The following is a 21,182-nucleotide window of genomic DNA, read 5'->3' as shown; positions in this document are numbered from 1 at the left end:
GTCACAGCTCCGATCTTCGTACTGGTCAGTTCCAGAACGGATTTACCGTTAGCACCTGTCACTATATTGGCAGTCTTCGCTAAACCGTCTGTCAGATCTGTATATCCGAAGTCTACTGTAGCTCCTGCAATCGGGTTATCAAATGCATCTACGATAGTAGCTTCCAGGATATTCTTATCTACGCCATTCGCTGTAGCTCCGTCTTTAATAATAACCAGTTTAGATTTACCATAATCTACAGGCCCGGCTACGAAGGTAACGGTCTGAGGACTTCCGCTGATCGCCGTGCCGGCTACTCCTGCACTGAACTTCACAGCTCCGATCTTCGTACTGGTCAGTTCCAGTACAGATTTACCGTTAGCACCTGTCACTATATTGACTGTCTTCGCTAAACCGTCTGTCAGATCTGTATATCCAAAGTCTACTGTAGCTCCTGCAATCGGGTTATCAAATGCATCTACGATAGTAGCTTCCAGGATATTCTTATCTACGCCATTGGCTGTAGCACCGTCTTTAGTAATAACCAGTTTAGATTTACCATAGTCAACAGGGCCTGCTACGAAAGTAACCGTTTGCGGACTGCCACTGATAGCTGTACCGGCAACTAAAGCGCTCACATCGACAGCACCGATCTTCGTACTGGTCAGTTCCAGAACAGATTTGCCTAAAGCATCGGTCACTATATTAACAGCCTTCACCTGACCGTCTACCAGATCGGTATAGCCAAATGCTACTGTAGCTGCTGCAATCGGGTTATCAAATGCATCTACGATAGTAACTTCCAGGATATTCTTATCTACGCCATTGGCGGTAGCGCCGTCTTTGATAATAACCAGTTTCGATTTACCATAGTCAACAGGGCCTGCTACGAAGGTAACCGTCTGCGGACTACCACTGATAGCTGTACCTGAGACTTCTGCACTTACCGTTACAGCTCCGATTTTGGCACTAGTCAGTTCCAGAACTGATTTGCCTGAAGCATCAGTCACTATATTGGCTATCTTCGCCAAACCGTCTGTCAGATCGGTATAGCCAAAGGCTACCGCAGCTCCTGCAATCGGATTATCAAATGCATCCACGATAGTAGCTTCCAGGATATTCTTATCTACCCCATTGGCAATAGCACCGTCTTTAGTAATAACCAGTTTTGATTTACCATAATCTACAGGGCCGGCTACGAATGTAACCGTCTGAGGACTGCCACTGATAGCTGTACCGGCAACTAAAGCGCTCACATCGACAGCACCGATTTTCGTGCTAGTCAGTTCCAGTACAGATTTGCCTAAAGCATCGGTCACTATATTGACAGCCTTCACCTGGCCGTCTGCCAGATCCGTATAGCCAAAGGCTACTGTAGCTCCTGCAATCGGATTATCAAATGCGTCTACAATAGTAGCTTCCAGGATATTCTTATCTACCCCATTGGCAATAGCGCCGTCTTTGATAATAACCAGTTTAGATTTACCATAGTCAACAGGTCCGGCTACGAATGTAACCGTCTGCGGACTACCACTGATGGCTGTAGCGGCAACAGTCGCTGCGACAGCTACATCACCAATCTTCGTACTGGTAATATTCAGCACAGCAATACCTGATGCATCTGTACTCAACTGCGTAGTGACTACACTGCCTGTGACCAGACTGGTATAACTAAAGTCTACTGCTGTAGCTGCAATCGGGTTATCAAATTCATCTACTATAGTTGCGCGAAGTGTATTTACATCTACCCCATTTGCTATAGCGTTGTTTTTAACTATTTCTAATTTTGATTTCGTATAATCTACTTGTTGCGGAGCTACGACAAGAGCTGCCACAGGAGATATAATATCACATCCTTTTGTGCTGCTAATCAATGCACGGTATTCATAGCGAGTACCTGCTGCTACCAAAGGAACTGTTCTCACTAATGTAGAGGTTGCTTGTCCGGCTATAGCTGTCCATGTACCTCCAATCAACTCCTGCCATTGGAATGTTGCTGTAGCATCATCTACAGTCAACTCAAATGTGGCTGTTTTACCCGGGGACAGACTGATTTCATTACCGGAACGCACCTGTCCGTTGATCTTCAACGTCTGTACCACAGGCAGCGGATTGATCAGGACTTCAATCTCCTGTCTTGGTCCAATTTCACAACCTTGTCTTACAGCTTGTATAAAATATTTGTGTACACCTGCAGTTGTCGTTGCAGGAATTGTAAAGTTCAGCTGATCTGAAGTTACCAGCAGATTACCATTTTCATCGTACACCGCATAGACTGTACAATCATCCTGTTTCTTGATGGTGAGGTTATCTCCCTGACAGATTTCCAGTGTAGTACCTGGTGTATTTCCATAATCTATAGTCGGTATGATACTGATATCATAAACCTTGATCTGATTACCCAGGTTCACATTTACCACATCTCCATAAGAGATCTGCACACGATCAAATGGCTGATCGAATGGTGCCATCATTAACTTCTTCTTATTAGCGGAGAAGTTCAATAATTTCAGTTTCAGAATATCAGCATTGTTATCCAATGTAGGTCCTACTTTCGCTGTTCCTAAATAACGCTGGATCTCAAAACCTGACAGTAAACTCAGATTAAGAAGTGCGTTGCCCGAGTCTTCAATAATAATACGCAATGAATCCGTAGGCATAGTCTGCGACTTGAATACAGGTGTCAGACTTGCCACATTCAATACCGCAGCACCTCTGCTGATTTGCGCAGCAGTATTCAAATCATTATCCACAGCTAACCATGGGTCTATCACACTTGCTGTTGCACTTGCTACGCCCAGACCTATATCCTGTACACCATAAAGCATATCTAAAATATTGCTGTTTGTCTGGTTATCGATCGGAGCACAATCTACAGCACCGGTTTTTGTATAATACGCGTGATATACTTTCGCATTCTGAGCCAGACTCAGTAATGCTCCCTGCACAATACGTACGCCTTTGTAAGCTTTCGGCCCTGATCCACTTGCAGGTACAAATGTGTACTCTATAACATTGTCTGCAACAAGCAGATCCAGAAGTCCTCCCTGTACGGATTTAAGTGTTCCGATATCATTTCCGTTTGCATCCAGTCCGACAACAGACAGACCACTTGCAACAGATAGTAAGCTGTACTCTTTACCTAATTTAATAGTAACCGGAGTACCTGCAGGTACGACCTGATCAAAGTTTACATTTTGCCATGTTGTACCAATTCCTAACAATCCTAATCCTGTAGTGATCGTCGAGTATGTTTTAGGGTTTCCGTCTACTGCATTCGCACCATCGCTCACTCCTCCTGTAATAATACTTCCGGAAGACTGTGTATTTGCATACACACGTACCAGTTGAGGAGGACAGCTGTTTGCATCATACACCTGTATCAGCACAGATTGTGATGAGGTACATCCTGTTGCATCATTCTGTGCTACTACCGTGTATGTATATACACCCGGAGCAGCGAATGATGGTGTCAGATTGGTGGTTTCGACACCCGCCTGATCATACCATTTTACAGTCACTCCTGTAGCAGGTGAAGTTGTAACCGTTGGAAGGGTTACCGCTACATTGACTGCCGTCGTGATTCTGGTTTCTCCGGTTAATGTAATTACCGGAAGTGGGTTTATTACTATTGTCACAGGAGCAGATTCCAGACTTTCACATCCCGTCAGCTGATCCGTCACTTTAACGGTATATACTCCACCGGTAGATACAAAGATTTTCTGTCCTGTTACCGGAACAGTAGTTCCGTTATTATTTTCTGTCAGCAATACACCGTCTTTGTACCACTGATTACCCGTAGTTGCACTTGAAGTCAATTCAATAATAGATCCTTCACATGCAGGCGCAGCAGGCGAAGTGATAGCAGGCTGTGCCGGTCTCGGAGTGACAGTCACCTCTACAGCAGCGGATACTTCACTGCTACAACCTGTAGCATTGACATCATTGAATGCTTTTACCGTGTAAAGTCCACCTGCATTGACCGTTAAGGTATTGGTATTGGTAGTCTGCAAAATTGCTCCGTCTTTATACCACTGGTATGAAGATGCTCCGGCAGATGTTGCGGTCAACACTGTCGAACCAGTACCTTCACATATTGCGGCAGAACCAGTGATGCTGATCGTAGGAATAGGAGGAAAATTCAATACCGAAATCTCAATTTCTTTTGCCGGAGTATTGAAACAGAATCCATCTCCTGACACTACTACATAATAAGTAGTCGTCACAGCAGGGCTTAATCTCTGGACAGGCCCTACAAGTGGTGTGCCTGTCAATGCAGGATTAGTGTACCACAGATATACTGCATTTGGAATATTTAACGCTGTTGATGCCGTTATTTCCACTTCATCACCCAGACATATTGTTCCTGATGTCGGAGCCAGCGTGATATCTGCCGCGACTACTGGATTACAATTTGTCTGCAGTTCAGACAATGCTTGTTTAGTTTTATTCGGTTGTCCGGCAATTTCATTTGCAAAGCTCACAACCGAAGTATTGCTGATCTTATCTACTCCCGGAGGAATTGCGCCTACCAACACTTTATAGCTAAAGGTCAGTGTTTGATCTACTGCTAATGAAGGAATCACAAAAGTTGCTTCATTTCCTGACACTGTACCTCCACCGGTTATTGTTCCGGTTTCAAATGTGGTATGCGTAGGAATAGGAGCTGTAATCGTCACATTTGTGAGGGCTGTATTTCCTGTATTTTTGACCGTTAATGTATAAGTAATTACGTCGCCTTCCACAGCTTTACTTGTACTGGTCATGTTATTACTCAAGCCCAGCAATGCAAAATCAACATCATGTGCAGGAGTCACCGCAATCACGGTTCCTGTCTGCGTGATGTCCGGACCTCCGGTCAACGGATCACTGTTATTGATTGGTGGATGTGATTGTACACCCGGGTCAGCAGGGTTGAGTTTTGCTACTGCGATATTGTTAATCTGTGCAATGTTAGTCAGATCTTTAATGACAGTAGCTATAAAGGATACAGACCGTACCTGCCCTACCGGAATATCTAATGGTGCGAAATTGACTGTACTGTTTGTCAGCGTACCACCGTTCTTATGCGTCAATCCCGCAGGCAATACATCACTGACAAGTACACCTGTTGCATTCTGGTTTCCTTCATTACGGACATAGATGGTGTACTGTACATCTTCACCACCTTTTACACTGGTGATCGTTGCATCATTATTTACTTTATATGCTTTCCAAGACACAAGGTTATTCACAGTAGTTACATCCAGAGAAGTTCCTGGTCCTGCACCGGTATTCGGCTCAGTCGGATTAGCATTATTTACCGGAGGGAAACTCTCTGCCGGTACATTATTTTCATTACTTTTTACTGTAGCGATATTGGTTATTTTACTGATACCGCTCAGATTTTGATTGACTGATACAGTAAATGTCAACGGACCGTTAGTCGCTCCTACTGCTAATGTAGGAATCACAAATGATACCGTACCGCTTGCCTGCGATCCACCTGATACATAGGTCACACCTGCAGGCAATACATCACTGATCTGTACATTGTTTAACACCTGATTACCGTTATTACGGACATAGATAGCATATTCTACCTGCTCTCCGCCTTTGACAGCCGTGATACTTGCATCTGTATTAACCTTATAAGCTTTCCATGACACTGCAGATGCTATTGGCGTCACAGGTATTTTTGTTCCTGTACCGGCTGTTTCATCCGGTTCATTCGGATTACCTGCTGCCGGAGGGAAGGTCTCTTTTCCAGGATCAGCAGCATCTTTCTTCACTAGTGCAACATTGTTAATAGCTGTCACACCTGTCAGATCTGCATTTACCGTTACTTTGAAAGTCAGGGTAGCAGTAGCACCTGCAGCAATATCCACATTGCTGAATGTCACTACACCTGAAGCAACTGAGCCACCGGAAGCGTCGGCAGATCCAGCGACATAAACTGTATTTGCAGGGATAGCATCCGTCACGATGTAATCATTAAGTGCTACATTTCCTGTATTGCGGACATGTATGGTATATTCCACTTCTTCGCCGCCTTTGACAGTTGTAATAGCCGGATCATTACTGACTTTAAATGATTTCCATGTTTTGAACATTGGCGTATTACAGTCTTTCTCTACTGCATATACTCTGAGGGCAGGCAATGCACTTACGTTCAATACCCCTCTCAGGCCGACACTGATTCTGTCGTAAGCTACTCCCGGCGCAAAAGGAATAGTACCTTTAGCTCCGTTATTCAAAATTCCCAGTACATTCAGTCCGTTGATCAGCTGACTTTGTACATCTAATGTAGCAACCGGAGTTACTCCATTGTAAGCTATAATTTCTATTCCTCCGATAAGGTTTGCATCTAATGCACCGCTTCCGTATTGTAAAGTCAGATTAATAACTTCACTTGGTAAAGCCAGCTTACGGAAGTCAAAATATTGTTTCACAGAAGTACCTACAGCAACATTGCCCAGACTTACTTCTGAGTAATCAGTTGTATTGATATTGATTGCATGGTCAGGATTTGCCACGCCGGATCCGGCCAGCCCAAGAGCTGTCAATGCCAGTCCTCTTGCATCATAAGAAGTGGTAAACACAGGTTGACAATCTGTTAATGGATTATCTACACATGCACCATATACGTTCATTGAATTTGGTTGCGCCAACAAACCTAAGGCAGAGTTGGTATGATCCGTGATACGGATAGCATCATACTGTGCAGATGGTGTGACAGCGATATAATAGCGACCTAATTTATCCTGTACAATCCGGATCCGGTCGTTATTATTATTGAAATTATTATTACTTCCTCCCTGAAGAATTACTGAAGCACCATCCTTGACCTGTACAGAGAAGTAGTGGTTTCCTAATACCAGATTATTCACCACACTGGCCAGTGTTCCACCGATACTTCCCCCCAGTAAATTATTCAGTAAAGCCTCATCAAAGTCAATGCGTATGTATGCTGTTTTATTGGCTGCAATTTTCTGACCGAAACCTAATTCAACAAAACCTTCGTATTTATTACCAAGACCTAATAACAGACCGGCCCCTGATTTCAGTGTGGCATAGCTGTCAAAGTCATTATCAAATAAATTGTTGATGTCATCTGCATTGCCGGCATCGATTACAGAAGATATACATACCGGATTTTCAAATGGAGAAGGTGTAGTCGTTGTCGGGCATCCCTGACCGATACGTTTTACTTCATAAAGTCGTACAGAAGGAGTCAATGCTACATTGAGTGTAGAACCGACAATAATATCTACCCTGTCGTATGGTAATGTTGTTCTGTATGTAAGTGTCTGTACACCTCCTGAACGGAACAGATTTAATAAGTTCAGGTTATTGATCAGTCCCTGTTGCAGCGTAAAGGTCTCTGCAACGGCACTTCCGTTATATGTACGGATCTGATATCTGCCCAACAAATCTACTGATGCCAGACTTGAAGGGTCCAGCTGCAAACGAACTTTTAACGTGTCTCCCGCAGTAGATAACTTGTTGAAATATATACGTTGTGCTACCTGTGCAGCCACAGCAGCAGTTCCGGTTGAGATTTCAGAATAATCGGATGAACTTGGACTGATAGCATGGTCTGCATTATTGACACCTGCACCATTCAGCAATCCTAATGAAAGTCCGGACTGGTCAAATGATGTAAATTGAGCAGGAAGACAGTTATTCACACCAATTTCATGACATGCTTCGAAAATCTTCATCGAGGCGACATTTTGCGTCAGTCCGGCTAATGCAGGGAAATGCTCCGTAATGCGGATATTTTTATAAGCTGCATTTGGTGTAATGGCTATGTAGTAGCGACCGGCATTATCCTGTACAATGCGGAGATCTCCACCATTTACATCCGTGAATCCCGCCTGGCTGGAACCTGTCAGTACTGTTGTACCACCGGTTTGAGCAGTTTTGGCATCTACAGAAAAATAGTGTTGTCCCAGCAGCAATCCGCCTACATTATTAACCAGAGTTCCTAATGTTCCGCTCAGCAAACGACCCAGCAGATCACCGTCCATATCGATACGGACATATGTAGTCTTATTTGCAGGCAGAGCTGTAGGGAATTCATATTCAAGGAAACCGTTATAAGCACCTATTCCCAGTAACTGTCCGTTACTTGCAGTCAATGTTGCGAATGATTCGTTATTTCCATCAGCAGCCAGATTCGGATAATCTGCATGTTCCCATGCCACCACAGCTGCATCACAAGCCGGAATCTCAAAAGGCGTAGCCGTTGCAGCAGGCAATGTGAAGTCAGGATCCGGACAGGCAGAACCTGCAGGGCCAAATCGTTTTACATCATAGACTTCTAATGAAGACTGGAATGCGCTCACATTTACCACACTGTTTACCCGGATCTCAATGCGATCAAAGACCTTACCCGGAGCAAAGGTCAATGTACCGGGCTGGCCGCCGCCAAGAATACCCAATACATTTGTACCGTTCAGCAATCCGCCACCTAATGATCTGCGGTATACTTCCGTACTGCCATTGTAAGCGATGACTTCATAAGCACCCAGCAGATCCGCATTTAGTGTCTGACTGGCTTTGATTGCCAGTTTAATTTTGAATACAGAGTTGGGGTCACTTAATGAATTGAAATTGATATACTGAGACATAGAACCTGCTACAGCTAATGTTCCCAGGTTAATTTTTGAAGAAGTATTGGCATCATCATCAATAGCATATTCAGGAGCTAATACTCCGGTATTTCCGATTTGTAATAATCCTAAGGTAATACCTGTTCCTTCGTAAGAAGTAGAAAATGCAGGATCACAAATCGCAGAACTGTTATCATAGCATACGTTGTATACATTCAGGTATTTGTTTGGAGCAAGAACCCCTAATGCTGAAGCTGTATGATCAATTAATTTAATATTGGTGTAAGGAACATCTGATTTTATAGCGATGTAATATCTTCCGGCTTTGTCCTGAACAATCCGGATTTTTCCGGCAGCAGCACTGAAACTATTGGCACTGGAAGCCGACAATAACGGGGCTCCTCCGCCATTGTTGAGTTGTACTTCAAAATAATGATCACCTAAGACCAGCCCGTTTACTAATCCGCCGACCAGCTCTCCGATACTACCTGCCAGCAATGATTTCAACACATCCTGATCATAGTCTATACGAACATAAGCGGTCTTTCCTACAGGTACGGCAGAAGGAAAACTTACCTCCAGTTGTCCCTGTCTGCTTCCTACCCCTACAAGGATACCGGCATCAGAACGAATGGTTGCATAACTGTCAAAATTGGCGTCTACCGCATTTTGTGCATCATCCACATTGGACATCGAAACTATAGATGTATTCGCACATACAGGTTGAAAAAGAGGGCTTGCAGTCGGAGGAGGCTCCGGACATGCAGCACTTGTGCGTGACACAGCATATAACCGTACTCCTGATCCGGTGGTCAGATTGACCGTGGAGAACAGCACCAACTCGACCCTGTCATATTGTGCTGCAATATCAAAAGGAACCGTTACAATTCCGCCACTGTTCAGCAGACCCAATACATCGAGGCCTCCGATCAAACCGCTTCCGATCACTTGTTCAAATACCTGCGTATTACCATTGTACGCACGTACTCCATAGGCACCAATCAGATTGACGTTTAATGCTGTAGGATTTATCTGCATCCGTACTTTAAGTCTGGAATTAGGCTCAGATAGTGTTGGAAAATAAATAGACTGAGATGCTGATCCGCCTACTGCCAATGTTCCCAGACTGATTTCTGAGTAGTTTGAAGTATTTGCATCGATTGCATATGTTGGATTTATTACGGTATTCGCTAACTGAACATTTATTCCTGTTACTTTTCCTTCATCCGTATAGGTTGCCGGATTACAGGCTGTAGCCGAAGGCACTGCAAATGCGTCATAGACATTCAGAGAGAGAGAAGCACCTATAGAAAGCCCCAACAGCGCACTCTGACTTCTTAATTTAACGCGGACAGCATTATACGATTGTGAAGATTTTACAGCTATGTAATTATTTCCGCTGGCATCCTGTACTATTGATGAAACCACAGAAGCACTATTGATCATAGTGCCATCACTGGAACTGGTTGCTCCGGTGTATACCTCAGGAATAATTACGTTTTGTTGTAATAGTCCCAGAAGCCCTCCAACTCCTGTAACCAGATCCAGATTAAGACCTCCGCCCGGGGTAGGTTTATCTATTTTGACATAGGATGTTGTACCGGCTGCCAAGGCTGAAGGAAATTTCATCTGCAACCAGGCTTCTCCTGAAACATCAATAATAGCAAGAGATAAATTCGAAGCTGTCAAGACTGAATGAGTACCCGGATTTCCATCAGCTGCCAATCCCGGATTAGTTACACTAGCTGCATTAGAGGTCGTTGATGAGTATCCACCACTTATTGCACCTAACAAGATTGTTGCCTGATTTTTCCCGGAGGAAGGAGCGACGGTAGCATATTGTCTGGTCTGTGCATATCCCGTGCCGGGGACATTTATCAGGATTAAAACCAATAGAATACACAGGTGCCAAATCCTCTTTGGCAAGGCTAAAGAATTAGTTTGCGGTTTCATAAGCAATTTCCTTTTCATTTAAAACAGCAGTCGAAAGCTGTAAACTCTTAGGTAATAAATGTTTTAAATAGATATCAGCAATTAAACAAAAATTGACACGATTCAGCTAAAAAAAGTGATATATATCATTTTTTGTTCCTAACAAAGTTATCTAATAAAATAATTAAACGTAAATATTTTTTAAAAAATAATATTTTACCTTTTAGTTACTTAAAACAAATAACTGAAAAACATATGGTTAATTTAACTTTTTGGATAATACTTTTTGATTAGTAAAATATACACTAAGCTCACAGTCGTTAAGAAACCCCTGTTTCAAGTTACAGACACAACTAAATTTTCTCAAATCTTACGCACAAAATCACAGAAGCATATTTTAGACTAATCCCAACATCAGTCTGTTTTTCTCCCTTGCTCATGCGCAGTGGAATTAGAAAGATATTTCTGAAAAACTTATTTTTCCGGTTTTGGATACATATCCGGACAATTCTGAGCTGTATATACGAATTTAAACAGGCGCTAAAAGGCTTTTTTGCTTTTTTATTAACTATTTCACAATATATAAACTATTCTATCGTTTTATTTTCCTGTATCCGTTATTAGTTAAAATGTTAATTTTTGTTAAATACAAATCAAAAGCTCCATTCTAGCGTTCATAAAGCAATGCTGTAATAGAAAAGTTACGTAAATAAGAGCGAAAGTATTAATGAAGAAATCAAGAAAGTTTAATTTAAAATTTACCACATTTAGTTTAGGTTTACTCCTATCAGCCACCATTTTAACACACTGTACATCAGGCAAATCAGAAGAGAAAGAGAACAAAAACAAGCCTACGGCTCTCCCTGTCCACACAGTGATAAGAAGTAATGCAAGCACGGTAAAAGATTACCTTGGGACCATTGAAGGAAAGGTGAATGTCGAGATCCGTCCCCAGGTAGAAGGCCTCCTTCAGGAAATTTACGCAGATGAAGGGTCATTTGTTCAGAAAGGTCAGAAACTTTTTAAAATCGATGCCTCCACTTACCAGGAACAACTCAACAATATGATTGCTACGGCTAATGTAGCTAAGGCAAAACTTGAAAATGCTCAACTTGAAATTGACCGTCTCCGCCCTCTTGTACAGAATGATGTTATTTCAGATGTGCGGTTACATGCCGCAAAATCTGACTATGATGTAGCCAAAGCATCGTTGGATCAGGCTTCTGCAGCAGTACGAAGTGCGCAGATCAGTAAAAATTTCACTATTATAGAAGCACCTGTAAGCGGCTATATCGGCCGTATTCCAAAACGTATAGGAAATCTTGTTTCCAAGGGAGACAGCGACCCGCTCACTGTTCTTTCGGATGTGCAGGAAGTGTATGTTTACTTTGCCATGAGCGAATCTGATTTTCTGTATTTCTCTAAAGCTAAAGCCCGGGAGGATAGTATTGCGGGTGTCAAATATAACAACAATAATCGGTTGACATTTCCGGATGTAACCCTTGTACTTGCAGATGGTGAAGCCTATCCTAAAAAAGGAAAAGTAGATGCTGTCAATGGTCAGGTAGACCGTACTACCGGAGCGATTTCCCTGCGTGCGACATTTTCCAATCAGGATAATATCCTACGTACAGGAAGTACAGGTACACTTAAAATAGCGGAAATAAAGAAAAATGTACTGCAGATCCCGCAGGTCGCTACGCAGGAATTACAGGACAAAACTTTTGTATACGTCATCGACAAACAAAATAAAGCGCAAAGAAAAACCATCAAAATTGCAGGAAAAAGTAAAGACAACTACATCGTATCTGATGGTCTTGAAGAAGGTGACCGCGTGATTTTAAGTGGATTTGACAAGATCACAGATGGTTCTGCCATTATGCCGATAGCGCAACATAACTAAATATTTTTTTTATCATATGCCCGAGTCTCCCGATAGTTTGTATCAGGGGATCGGACATTATTTGCCATACCTTATCAATCATTTATGCTGAAAACATTTGTCAACAGGCCCGTACTCGCTACGGTGGTTTCTATTTTGCTGGTCATTCTGGGATTAGTAGGATTGAAACTATTACCGGTATCCCGTTTTCCGGAGATTGCTCCCCCCAGTGTGGTAGTATCGCTGAGTTATCCCGGTGCCAACTCAGAGACTGTCGCCAAGAGCGTGTTGCTTCCTATTGAAGAAGCTATCAATGGTGTGGAAGATATGACTTACATCAAGTCCTCAGCTTCCAATTCCGGTTCGGGATCTGTACAGGTATTTTTCAAGACCGGCACTAATCCCGATGTAGCATCCGTGAATGTGCAAACCCGGATTTCCAAGGCCATCAGTTCTATCCCCGCTGAAGTCAACGAGGCCGGGATTACCGTTATGCCCCGACAGAGTGGAGTCATTATGACCATCAACCTCTATTCAGATCATCAGGATAGCGTATATGATGAAACATTTCTGCAGGCGTATGCACAGATCAATATGATGCGTCCCCTGCTGCGTGTGGATGGTGTAGCACAAGTATCCAGAGTCGGTGCACGGGATTATTCCATGCGCCTCTGGCTTAATCCCGAGAAACTGGCGCTCTACACCCTTGTCCCGCAGGATGTTATGGATGCGATTAAAGACCAGAATTTTGAAATTGCTCCCGGCAAATTCGGAGAAACTTCGGACGAGGCATTCGAAACAGTAATCCGTCACAAAGGACGGCTTACGCAGCCCGAAGAATTTGAGAATATCGTTATCAAAACAAACAAAGACGGATCTGTTCTCTACCTGAAGGATGTAGCCCGCATAGAATTCGGAGCTACCAATCTCGGAAGTGACAACAAGGTAAACGGTCATCCGGGACTGACATTGAATCTGACCCAGACCAGCGGATCCAATGCACATGACATTGATATAGCTGTGCGCAAGACACTGGAAGGAATGGCCAAATCTTTTCCTGAAGGTATCAAATATGAAATTACTTATGCCGTAAGAGACCAGATCGATGAATCGATCAATCAGGTGAAGCACACTTTGTTTGAGGCATTTATTCTGGTTTTCATTATCGTTTTTATCTTTTTACAGGATTTCAGATCCACTTTGATTCCGGCTATCGCGATACCGGTATCCCTGGTAGGTACCTTCTTTTTTCTTCAGCTTTTCGGCTTTTCGCTCAATGTACTGACCATGTTTGCGCTGGTACTGGCAATCGGTATTGTGGTCGATGATGCCATTGTAGTCGTGGAAGCTATTCATCAGAAAATGCATGCGACAGGACTCAAAGCCAGAGAAGCGACTCTATCAACGATGTCGGAGATCACTGGCGCGATCTTATCTATTACGATGGTGATGGCCGCTGTATTTCTGCCTGTAGGTTTTATGGAAGGCCCTGCCGGAATATTTTACAGACAGTTTGCTTACACTTTGGCTACGGCTATTCTTATTTCCGCACTCAACGCCCTGACCCTCAGTCCGGCACTATGTGCTTTACTGCTCAAACATTCTGCGGTAGAAACAGGAATAAAAGAAGGAGACAGCAAATTCACAAAATACAAAAAACGGTTTTTCCATGCCTTCAATACTTCTTTTGACCGCTTGACAGACCGATATATCTCGGGAGTAAAAAAACTGATAAAACACAAACCACTGACATGGGTAGGACTAATACTTATCACTGCTGCAGGGGTATTTTTAATGGTTCATGCTCCGAAAAGTTTCATCCCGACAGAAGATGATAGTTTTATTACTTACTCTCTGGCTATGCCTCCGGGAGCATCGCTCACCCGTACGACAGAAGTATTGCGTCAGGCTGACAGTATTCTAAAAAATAGAGAAGATATTAAGGGAATGACTACCGTATCAGGTTTTAATGTACTGGACGGAAGTTCAAGCCCTGCATTTGCGGCAGGATACATCAATATGTTACCTCATGCCGAACGTAAAAAGATACATAATATCGAAGCGTTTATGGACACGATACGAAAGGATTTATCACAGATCAATGAAGCTAAATTCACTGTCTTTCCACGTCCGACTGTACAGGGCTTCGGTGATTTTGCAGGTATAGAATTAGTTCTTCAGGATCGACTGGGAGGGGATATCCGCGACTTCAATACAATTGCCGATACCTTTATCAACGAGATTAATGAACTTCCCGAAATTGAAAATGCCTATACGGCTTTCAAAGCCAATTTCCCACAGTATGAGGTGAATATTGATGCGGTGAAAGCCAAAACTCTGGGTGTGGACATCAAGCAACTCATGACGACAATCCGCGCCTATTTTGCACGGGTACAAGCCGGAGATTTCAGCCGGTTCGGAAGACAATACCGGGTATATGTACAGGCAGATATGGACTACCGTAAAGATCCGGAATCTTTCAATTCCATCTTTGTCCGAAATAAAAACGGAGAGATGGTACCCGTAAGCACCATTCTTACCCTGGAAAAAGTGGTCGGTCCTGAAACCATTACCCGATATAATCTTTATAATGCGATTTCGGTGAATGCCACTCCATCCAAAGGATACAGTACAGGTGATGCGATGAAAGCAATACAGAAACTGGCTGATGACAAATTGCCGGTCAACTATGGATTTGAGTGGACAGGTATGAGTTTTGAAGAGAGTCAATCCGGCTCGCAGACCATACTGATCTTTGCACTGAGTATACTTTTTGTCTATTTTCTGCTTTCTGCTCAATACGAAAGTTATATCCTTCCGTGGGCCGTTCTTTTGTCTGTTCCTGTCGGACTTGTGGGTGTATACGGAACGATTCTGATGGTGGGACTTGAAAATAATATCTATGTACAGGTAGGCCTTATTATGCTGATCGGACTGCTAGCCAAGAATGCTATCCTGATTATCGAATTTGCAGTACAGCAACGGGACAGAGGATTGAGTATAGTAGAAGCGGCACTGACCGGGGCGCAGATGAGACTCCGCCCTATCCTGATGACTTCACTTGCTTTTGTAGCAGGTCTTGTTCCGCTGATGTGGACGGTAGGTCCTTCTGCGATAGGTAACCACTCTATCAGCTTCAGTGCAGCCGGTGGTATGCTTTTCGGTGTGTTACTCGGCATTTTTATAATACCCGTACTCTTTATTGTGTTCAAAACACTGGATGAAAAAGTCCGCAATAAATTAAAATCTCAAGACTGATATGATAAATAAAAACAGATATAGCTTTACGTTGATCCTGCTGCTATTCACAACCTTATTTGTTGTACAAAGCTGTAAAATAGGAGAAAAATACACACGACCGGACTTGAATCTGCCGGAACAGTATCGCAGTGATACACTTGATTATTTTGGAGATACAACGACCATAAGCCGCATTCCATGGCGGGAATTTTTCCATGATTCCACTTTACTTGCGTTAATAGACAGTGCTCTCATCAACAATTTTGACATGCGGACAGCACTTCTCAATACACGGATTGCAAACCGTCAGGTGATTCAGAATAAAGCGAATTATTTGCCTTCGGTAGAAGCGACTCTTGCAAATGCCAACAGGCAATGGCGCTCTTCTGATTTCGGAAGTGGTCCCTCCTCCCGATGGTATGACAAGAAGCAAAAGGATGCGCCGGATGATATGTTTGTCTATTTATCTCAGTTTGGCACAGAAGTACGCTTCAGCTGGGAACTTGATGTATGGGGCAAAATATCCAGTCAGCAAAATCAGCTGCTGGCTCAATATCTGGACACTTATGAAGCTAAAAATGCCATACAGACCAATCTGATTTCCAGTATAGCCAAAGGTTATTTCAATCTGTTGATGCTGGATGATAAGATCAGAGTTGCCAAACGAAATGTACAGCTCAATGACAGCACGTTACGTATGATCAGACTGCAATACGAAGCCGGAGAGATCACCGCTTTAGCGATACAACAGACAGAATCCCAACGGTTGGTGGCCGCATCACTGGTGCCTGAACTGGAAAAAGAAATCGCTGTTCAGGAAAATGCCTTGCGTACCCTCACAGGACAGATGCCTGACCGGATTCAAAGAGGTCAGAGTTTTGAACATCTGATAGCTGAAAATCAGGAAATATCCCTGGGATCACCATTGGAAATTGTCCGGAACCGGCCGGATATACGGAGCGCAGAATTTCAACTGATCTCCGCAAATGCACATACTAATGTACAACAGGCCATGCGATATCCGGCATTGTCCATTGGCGGATCATTGGGTGTAAATGCAATGTTACCAAAAAACTGGTTCAATATACCCGGTGCCTTGCTTGGCGGGATAAGCGGAGATCTGACAGCCCCGATCTTTAAGAACAGGACGCTAAAGACAAATTATGAAATAGCAAAACTGGAACGTGAAAAGGCAGAATTAGCGCTACAGCAAACGGTATTAGAGGCTGTAAGTGAAGTTTCCAATTCCATCATCACCGTAGAAAAACAACGGGAGCAACTGGAATTTGCAAAAAAGAGAGTATCTAATTCAGAACTGGCTGTTCGGAATGCAGGACTCCTGTTCCGGAGTGGTTATGCCACCTATCTGGAGGTGATCACCGCCCAAAGCAATGCCCTCACAAGTGAACTGGATCTTGTGGAATTAAGGCAAAAACATCTTGAATCATATGTGGATCTCTACCGATCCTTAGGTGGAGGATGGAAAGAATAGACTTCGTATTCTGCATGTAAAATATAGGATACATTATTTTGCCTGACTTTTTCGGTCAGGCAAAATAGCTAAGCAGAATCTCCTCTGGCGGAAAAATATAGCACATATCTCGTCTAAAAAAACAATCTCTTAAAAGTTTGAAATTCGGCTCCAAAAGAGATGCTAAATTGATTTATCATAAAAGTTCTTTATCTTGCTGTGCAAAACAATTTTAAAATTTATGAAAAAGGCTATTCCGTCCTTATTAGGTTTACTATTTTTCTTATATACCAGTAACACCGCTATCGGGCAATCCTCATCCCGCCAACTAGACCTTATCCCCTATCCTAAACAAATGGATGTACAGCAAAGCTCCTCGGCTTTTAATGCACAGAAGCTGTTGTATTATACCACAGACAGCAAACTTTTCGGAGATGCTGAGCAGTACTTAAAGCAACATATTTTTATCGGAAACCAATGGAACAAATCCGCTCAAAAAAATGCAAACATACAGCTGATCAGGGATAATAATATTACTCCTGAAGGATATAATCTGAATATTGATGAGAAAGGAATTCAAATAAAAGCATCTACACAGGCCGGAGCATTTTATGCCTTGCAGACCTTAAAACAAATGTCGGCACTGTCGGAGAGCAGCATTAACAAGACATTTCCTTATATAAAAATCAAAGATGCGCCCACATATCAATGGAGAGGTGTTGAACTCGATGTTGCACGTCACTTTTTTTCTAAAGACTATCTGTTTAAGTTCATAGACTTACTGGCTCTTTATAAATTTAATAAGTTACATCTTCATTTAACCGATGATCAGGGCTGGCGGATAGAAATCAAGCGTTATCCCAAACTAACCCAGGAAGGCGCATGGCGGTCATACAATAATCAAGACTCAGCATGTTTTGTAAAAGCAAAAGACAATCCGGACTTTAATCTGCCCAAAGAACATATTCGTATCAAAGACGGAAAAGAAGAATACGGAGGATACTACACACAAGATGACATCCGGGAAATCATAAAATATGCCGCAACGCGCAGTGTAGAGATTATTCCTGAAATCGATATGCCGGGACATATGATGATCGCGACCAAAGCTTATCCTGAACTCTTACTTGACGGGGCTTCTTCCGGTTGGGGTACACAGTTCTCCGTACCCATATGCCCTTGTAAAGAGAGTGCGTATACATTTACACAAAACGTACTTCAGGAAGTAATAGATTTATTTCCCAGCAAATACATCCATATCGGAGCAGATGAAGTGGAGAAAACCAGTTGGAAAGCGTCTCCGCTGTGTCAGCAACTTATGAAAGAAGAAGGCATAGCGCACCTGGAAGATTTACAAAGTTATTTTGTAGGCCGGATCAATACATTTATCCGCAAGAATAATAAGGTAGCCATTGGCTGGGATGAGATACTGGAAGGTAAATCGGATCCAAGCATGACCGTGATGTACTGGCGTGGCTGGGTCAAAGATGCCCCTCAAAAGGCAATTGAACGCAATCATCCTGTTATCATGACGCCGACCAATCCGCTCTACTTTGATTATCTGCCTAATAAAAGTTCTCTGGAAAGCGTTTACAAGTTAAATGTGGTTCCGGCAGATATTCCCGCAGATAAAAGATCCCTTATTCAGGGAGCTCAGGCTAATATATGGACAGAAATGATTCCTTCTAAAGAACGTCTGGAATTTATGATCCTGCCACGACTGAGTGCTTTGGCCGAACGTGTATGGACGGACACAACTCTATTTGAGAGCTATGAAAAAAGACTGATCAATCATTATGGGATATGGAAAACGATGCAGTTGAATTACAGATTACCTGATCTGACAGGATTTTCAGAAGAACAGGTAATCGTTGACGGTACCTCCGTCTTACGTGTAGACAATCCCTTACCGGGGGCTCAGGTACATTATACACTGGACGGAGCTGTCCCTGCAAAAGACAGTCCTGTATTGAATAATGAACTGAAGGTCACTACTCCGGGGAAAGTCAGATTTGCAACAGTAGCTGCTAACGGAGCAAAAAGTGAAATCTATACCGTTAATTTTAAAAAGGATGACTGGAAACAAGCTGCTGAAGTGAAACCGGAGGAGCTGAAACAAGGATTAACGGCTGATTTCTTTGCAGGTACATTCCCTACTTCTCAGAAAATGACAGGCAACATCGTACGTACTGAAGTATTAGCAAATGTACATATCAGTGATACCGTAAAAATGGCTTCTTTCGGAACAAAAATCCGGGGATATATCCGTGTACCGAAGCAAGCTGTTTATAACTTCTATCTGACTTGCGACGATGGTGGAATATTAAAAATAGACAATCAACTTGTCATCGATAACGACGGACAGCACTCGGCAGTTGTCAAAAGTGGTCAGATAGCTTTAAAAGAAGGCTTTCATGCTTTCGCCATTGATTTTATTGAAGCCGGAGGCGGATTTACATTAAAACTGGATTACAGTGAAGATGGAGGAGAAGTAAAACCGGTACCTGATAAATGGTTCTACCATTAACAGATAAATCTGTTATACAATGTATTAACAGAACAGCCTCTCCTGTAATTCAGGAGAGGCTGTTTGTATTTTATCAAAAAGAGATTGATACAATAACCCCAAATTCACAGCCCGGGAATCCGGATACCAAAAATATCCTGAAGCGCCAGTCGGGCAGCATGGTAACCGCACATTCCGTGAACACCTCCGCCCGGAGGTGTGGAAGAAGAACAGATATACACCTGTTTCAGAGAAGTTCTGTAAGGAGAAAGGCTTAAGACAGGACGGGTATACAGCTGACGGATATCAATGATACCTCCGTTGATGTCCCCTCCTATATAATTAGGATTGTACGTTTCCATAGCCTGTGTATCCATCGTATTTCTGGCTAATATCCGATCTTTAAATCCGGGAGCAAAGCGCTCGATCTGATTCTCGATTTGTCTGCTCATATCCTGTGTCGACCCATTTGGCACATGGCAGTATGCCCATACCGCCTGCTTTCCTTCCGGCACACGCCCTGTATCGAACAGGCTTTGCTGAGCAAGCAGTACAAAAGGAGTTTCGACATGTTGTCCTTTGGATGTTTTCCATTCTCCTTCTGCTATTTCCTCGAATGTATTCCCCAGATGTACGGTACCCGCAGATCGGGCATCTGCAGACCGAAAAGGAACAGGACCATCCAAAGCCCAGTCCATTTTGAATACCCCCATACCGTACCGGTATTTTTTCAATTGCTTGCTATACGATTTTTTAAGCCTGTTCCCAGCTATCTTGTCCAGTTGGCGGGGGGTGACATCAAATAAAGCCACTTTATGAGGAGGTAAATCATCCAGATCTTCTATCCATACGCCTGTCCGGATTTCACCCCCCAGAGAAACAAAATACGTAGCCAGTGCATCTGCTATCGCCTGCGATCCTCCCTTTGGTATAGGCCAGCCTTTACGGTGTCCGACAGCTAACAACATTAACCCAACAGCAGAAGATGCCAAATTATGTAAAGGCTGGATCGCATGAGCTGCCATTCCGGCCCACAAAGCACGGGTCCTGGGATTCTGAAATCTACTGACCAGAACATCTGCCGGTTGTAATGCATAGCGTCCGAACTTGGCCATCAGCAAGGGATTCTTCGGAAAACGCAAGGGTCCCATACTATCGCTGGCCAGTGCTTCCCAATGATCGGCAAAAGGCCCGATCAGAGAACGGTAACGTTCAGCATCATTACCCAGCGCTTCTGCTGTATCGCTCAGTGACCGGGATAAAAAAACTGCACTGCCATCATCAAAAGGATGCGCAGCAGCTAAAGGAGCATGAATGAATTCCAAACCGTAATCTGACAAAGGTAAAGTAGCAAAAAACGGAGATCCCAAAGCCATGGGATGAATGGCAGAGCATACATCATGCGCATATCCCGACAACGTTAACTCCAATGTGCGCATACCTCCTCCTATCGTATCTTTACCTTCTATCAATAATACAGAAAGGCCTTGTTGCTGAAGCGTAATGGCCGCAGCGAGACCATTAGGTCCTGCTCCTACTATTACAGCATCATACTGGGTTTTCTTCATTTCAACA

General features: G+C 43.2%; 6 protein-coding genes. 4 read left to right on the top strand and 2 right to left on the bottom strand.

Annotation, left to right across the window (positions count from 1 at the left end; genetic code table 11):
• A partial coding sequence (locus HMPREF0766_RS21800; RefSeq protein WP_169311199.1) for an Ig-like domain-containing protein occupies window positions 1-10,529 on the bottom strand: 10,529 nt, incomplete at its 3' end.
• 706 nt (window positions 10,530-11,235) lie between these two features.
• Between HMPREF0766_RS21800 and HMPREF0766_RS03950 the strand changes: the two genes are divergently transcribed.
• From HMPREF0766_RS03950 to HMPREF0766_RS03935, 4 genes are all read left to right on the top strand, one after another.
• Window positions 11,236-12,411, top strand: a complete 1,176-nt coding sequence (locus HMPREF0766_RS03950) for an efflux RND transporter periplasmic adaptor subunit (protein WP_002993926.1) — start codon at window positions 11,236-11,238, stop codon at window positions 12,409-12,411.
• 84 nt (window positions 12,412-12,495) lie between these two features.
• Entirely contained in the window at window positions 12,496-15,648 is a 3,153-nt protein-coding gene (locus tag HMPREF0766_RS03945) for an efflux RND transporter permease subunit (RefSeq protein ID WP_002993923.1), read from the top strand.
• 1 nt (window position 15,649) lies between these two features.
• Entirely contained in the window at window positions 15,650-17,122 is a 1,473-nt protein-coding gene (locus HMPREF0766_RS03940; RefSeq protein WP_002993921.1) for an efflux transporter outer membrane subunit, read from the top strand.
• A 220-nt stretch (window positions 17,123-17,342) separates the two neighbouring features.
• Window positions 17,343-19,628, top strand: coding sequence for a family 20 glycosylhydrolase (locus HMPREF0766_RS03935; protein WP_002993918.1), 2,286 nt, complete (start codon window positions 17,343-17,345; stop codon window positions 19,626-19,628).
• A gap of 104 nt (window positions 19,629-19,732) precedes the next feature.
• Here HMPREF0766_RS03935 and HMPREF0766_RS03930 read toward each other — a convergent pair whose 3' ends face one another.
• Window positions 19,733-21,175 carry a phytoene desaturase family protein gene (locus HMPREF0766_RS03930; RefSeq protein WP_002993916.1) on the bottom strand — a complete coding sequence of 481 codons (1,443 nt, stop codon included), beginning with the start codon at window positions 21,173-21,175 and terminating at the stop codon, window positions 19,733-19,735.
• Between the last annotated feature and the right edge of the window lie 7 nt (window positions 21,176-21,182).

It is taken from the genome of Sphingobacterium spiritivorum ATCC 33861 (genome assembly GCF_000143765.1).
Classification (GTDB): Bacteria; Bacteroidota; Bacteroidia; order Sphingobacteriales; family Sphingobacteriaceae; genus Sphingobacterium; species Sphingobacterium spiritivorum.
The sequence above is the reverse complement of the archived record's forward strand: the minus strand, read 5'-3'. Positions and strand labels throughout refer to the sequence as shown.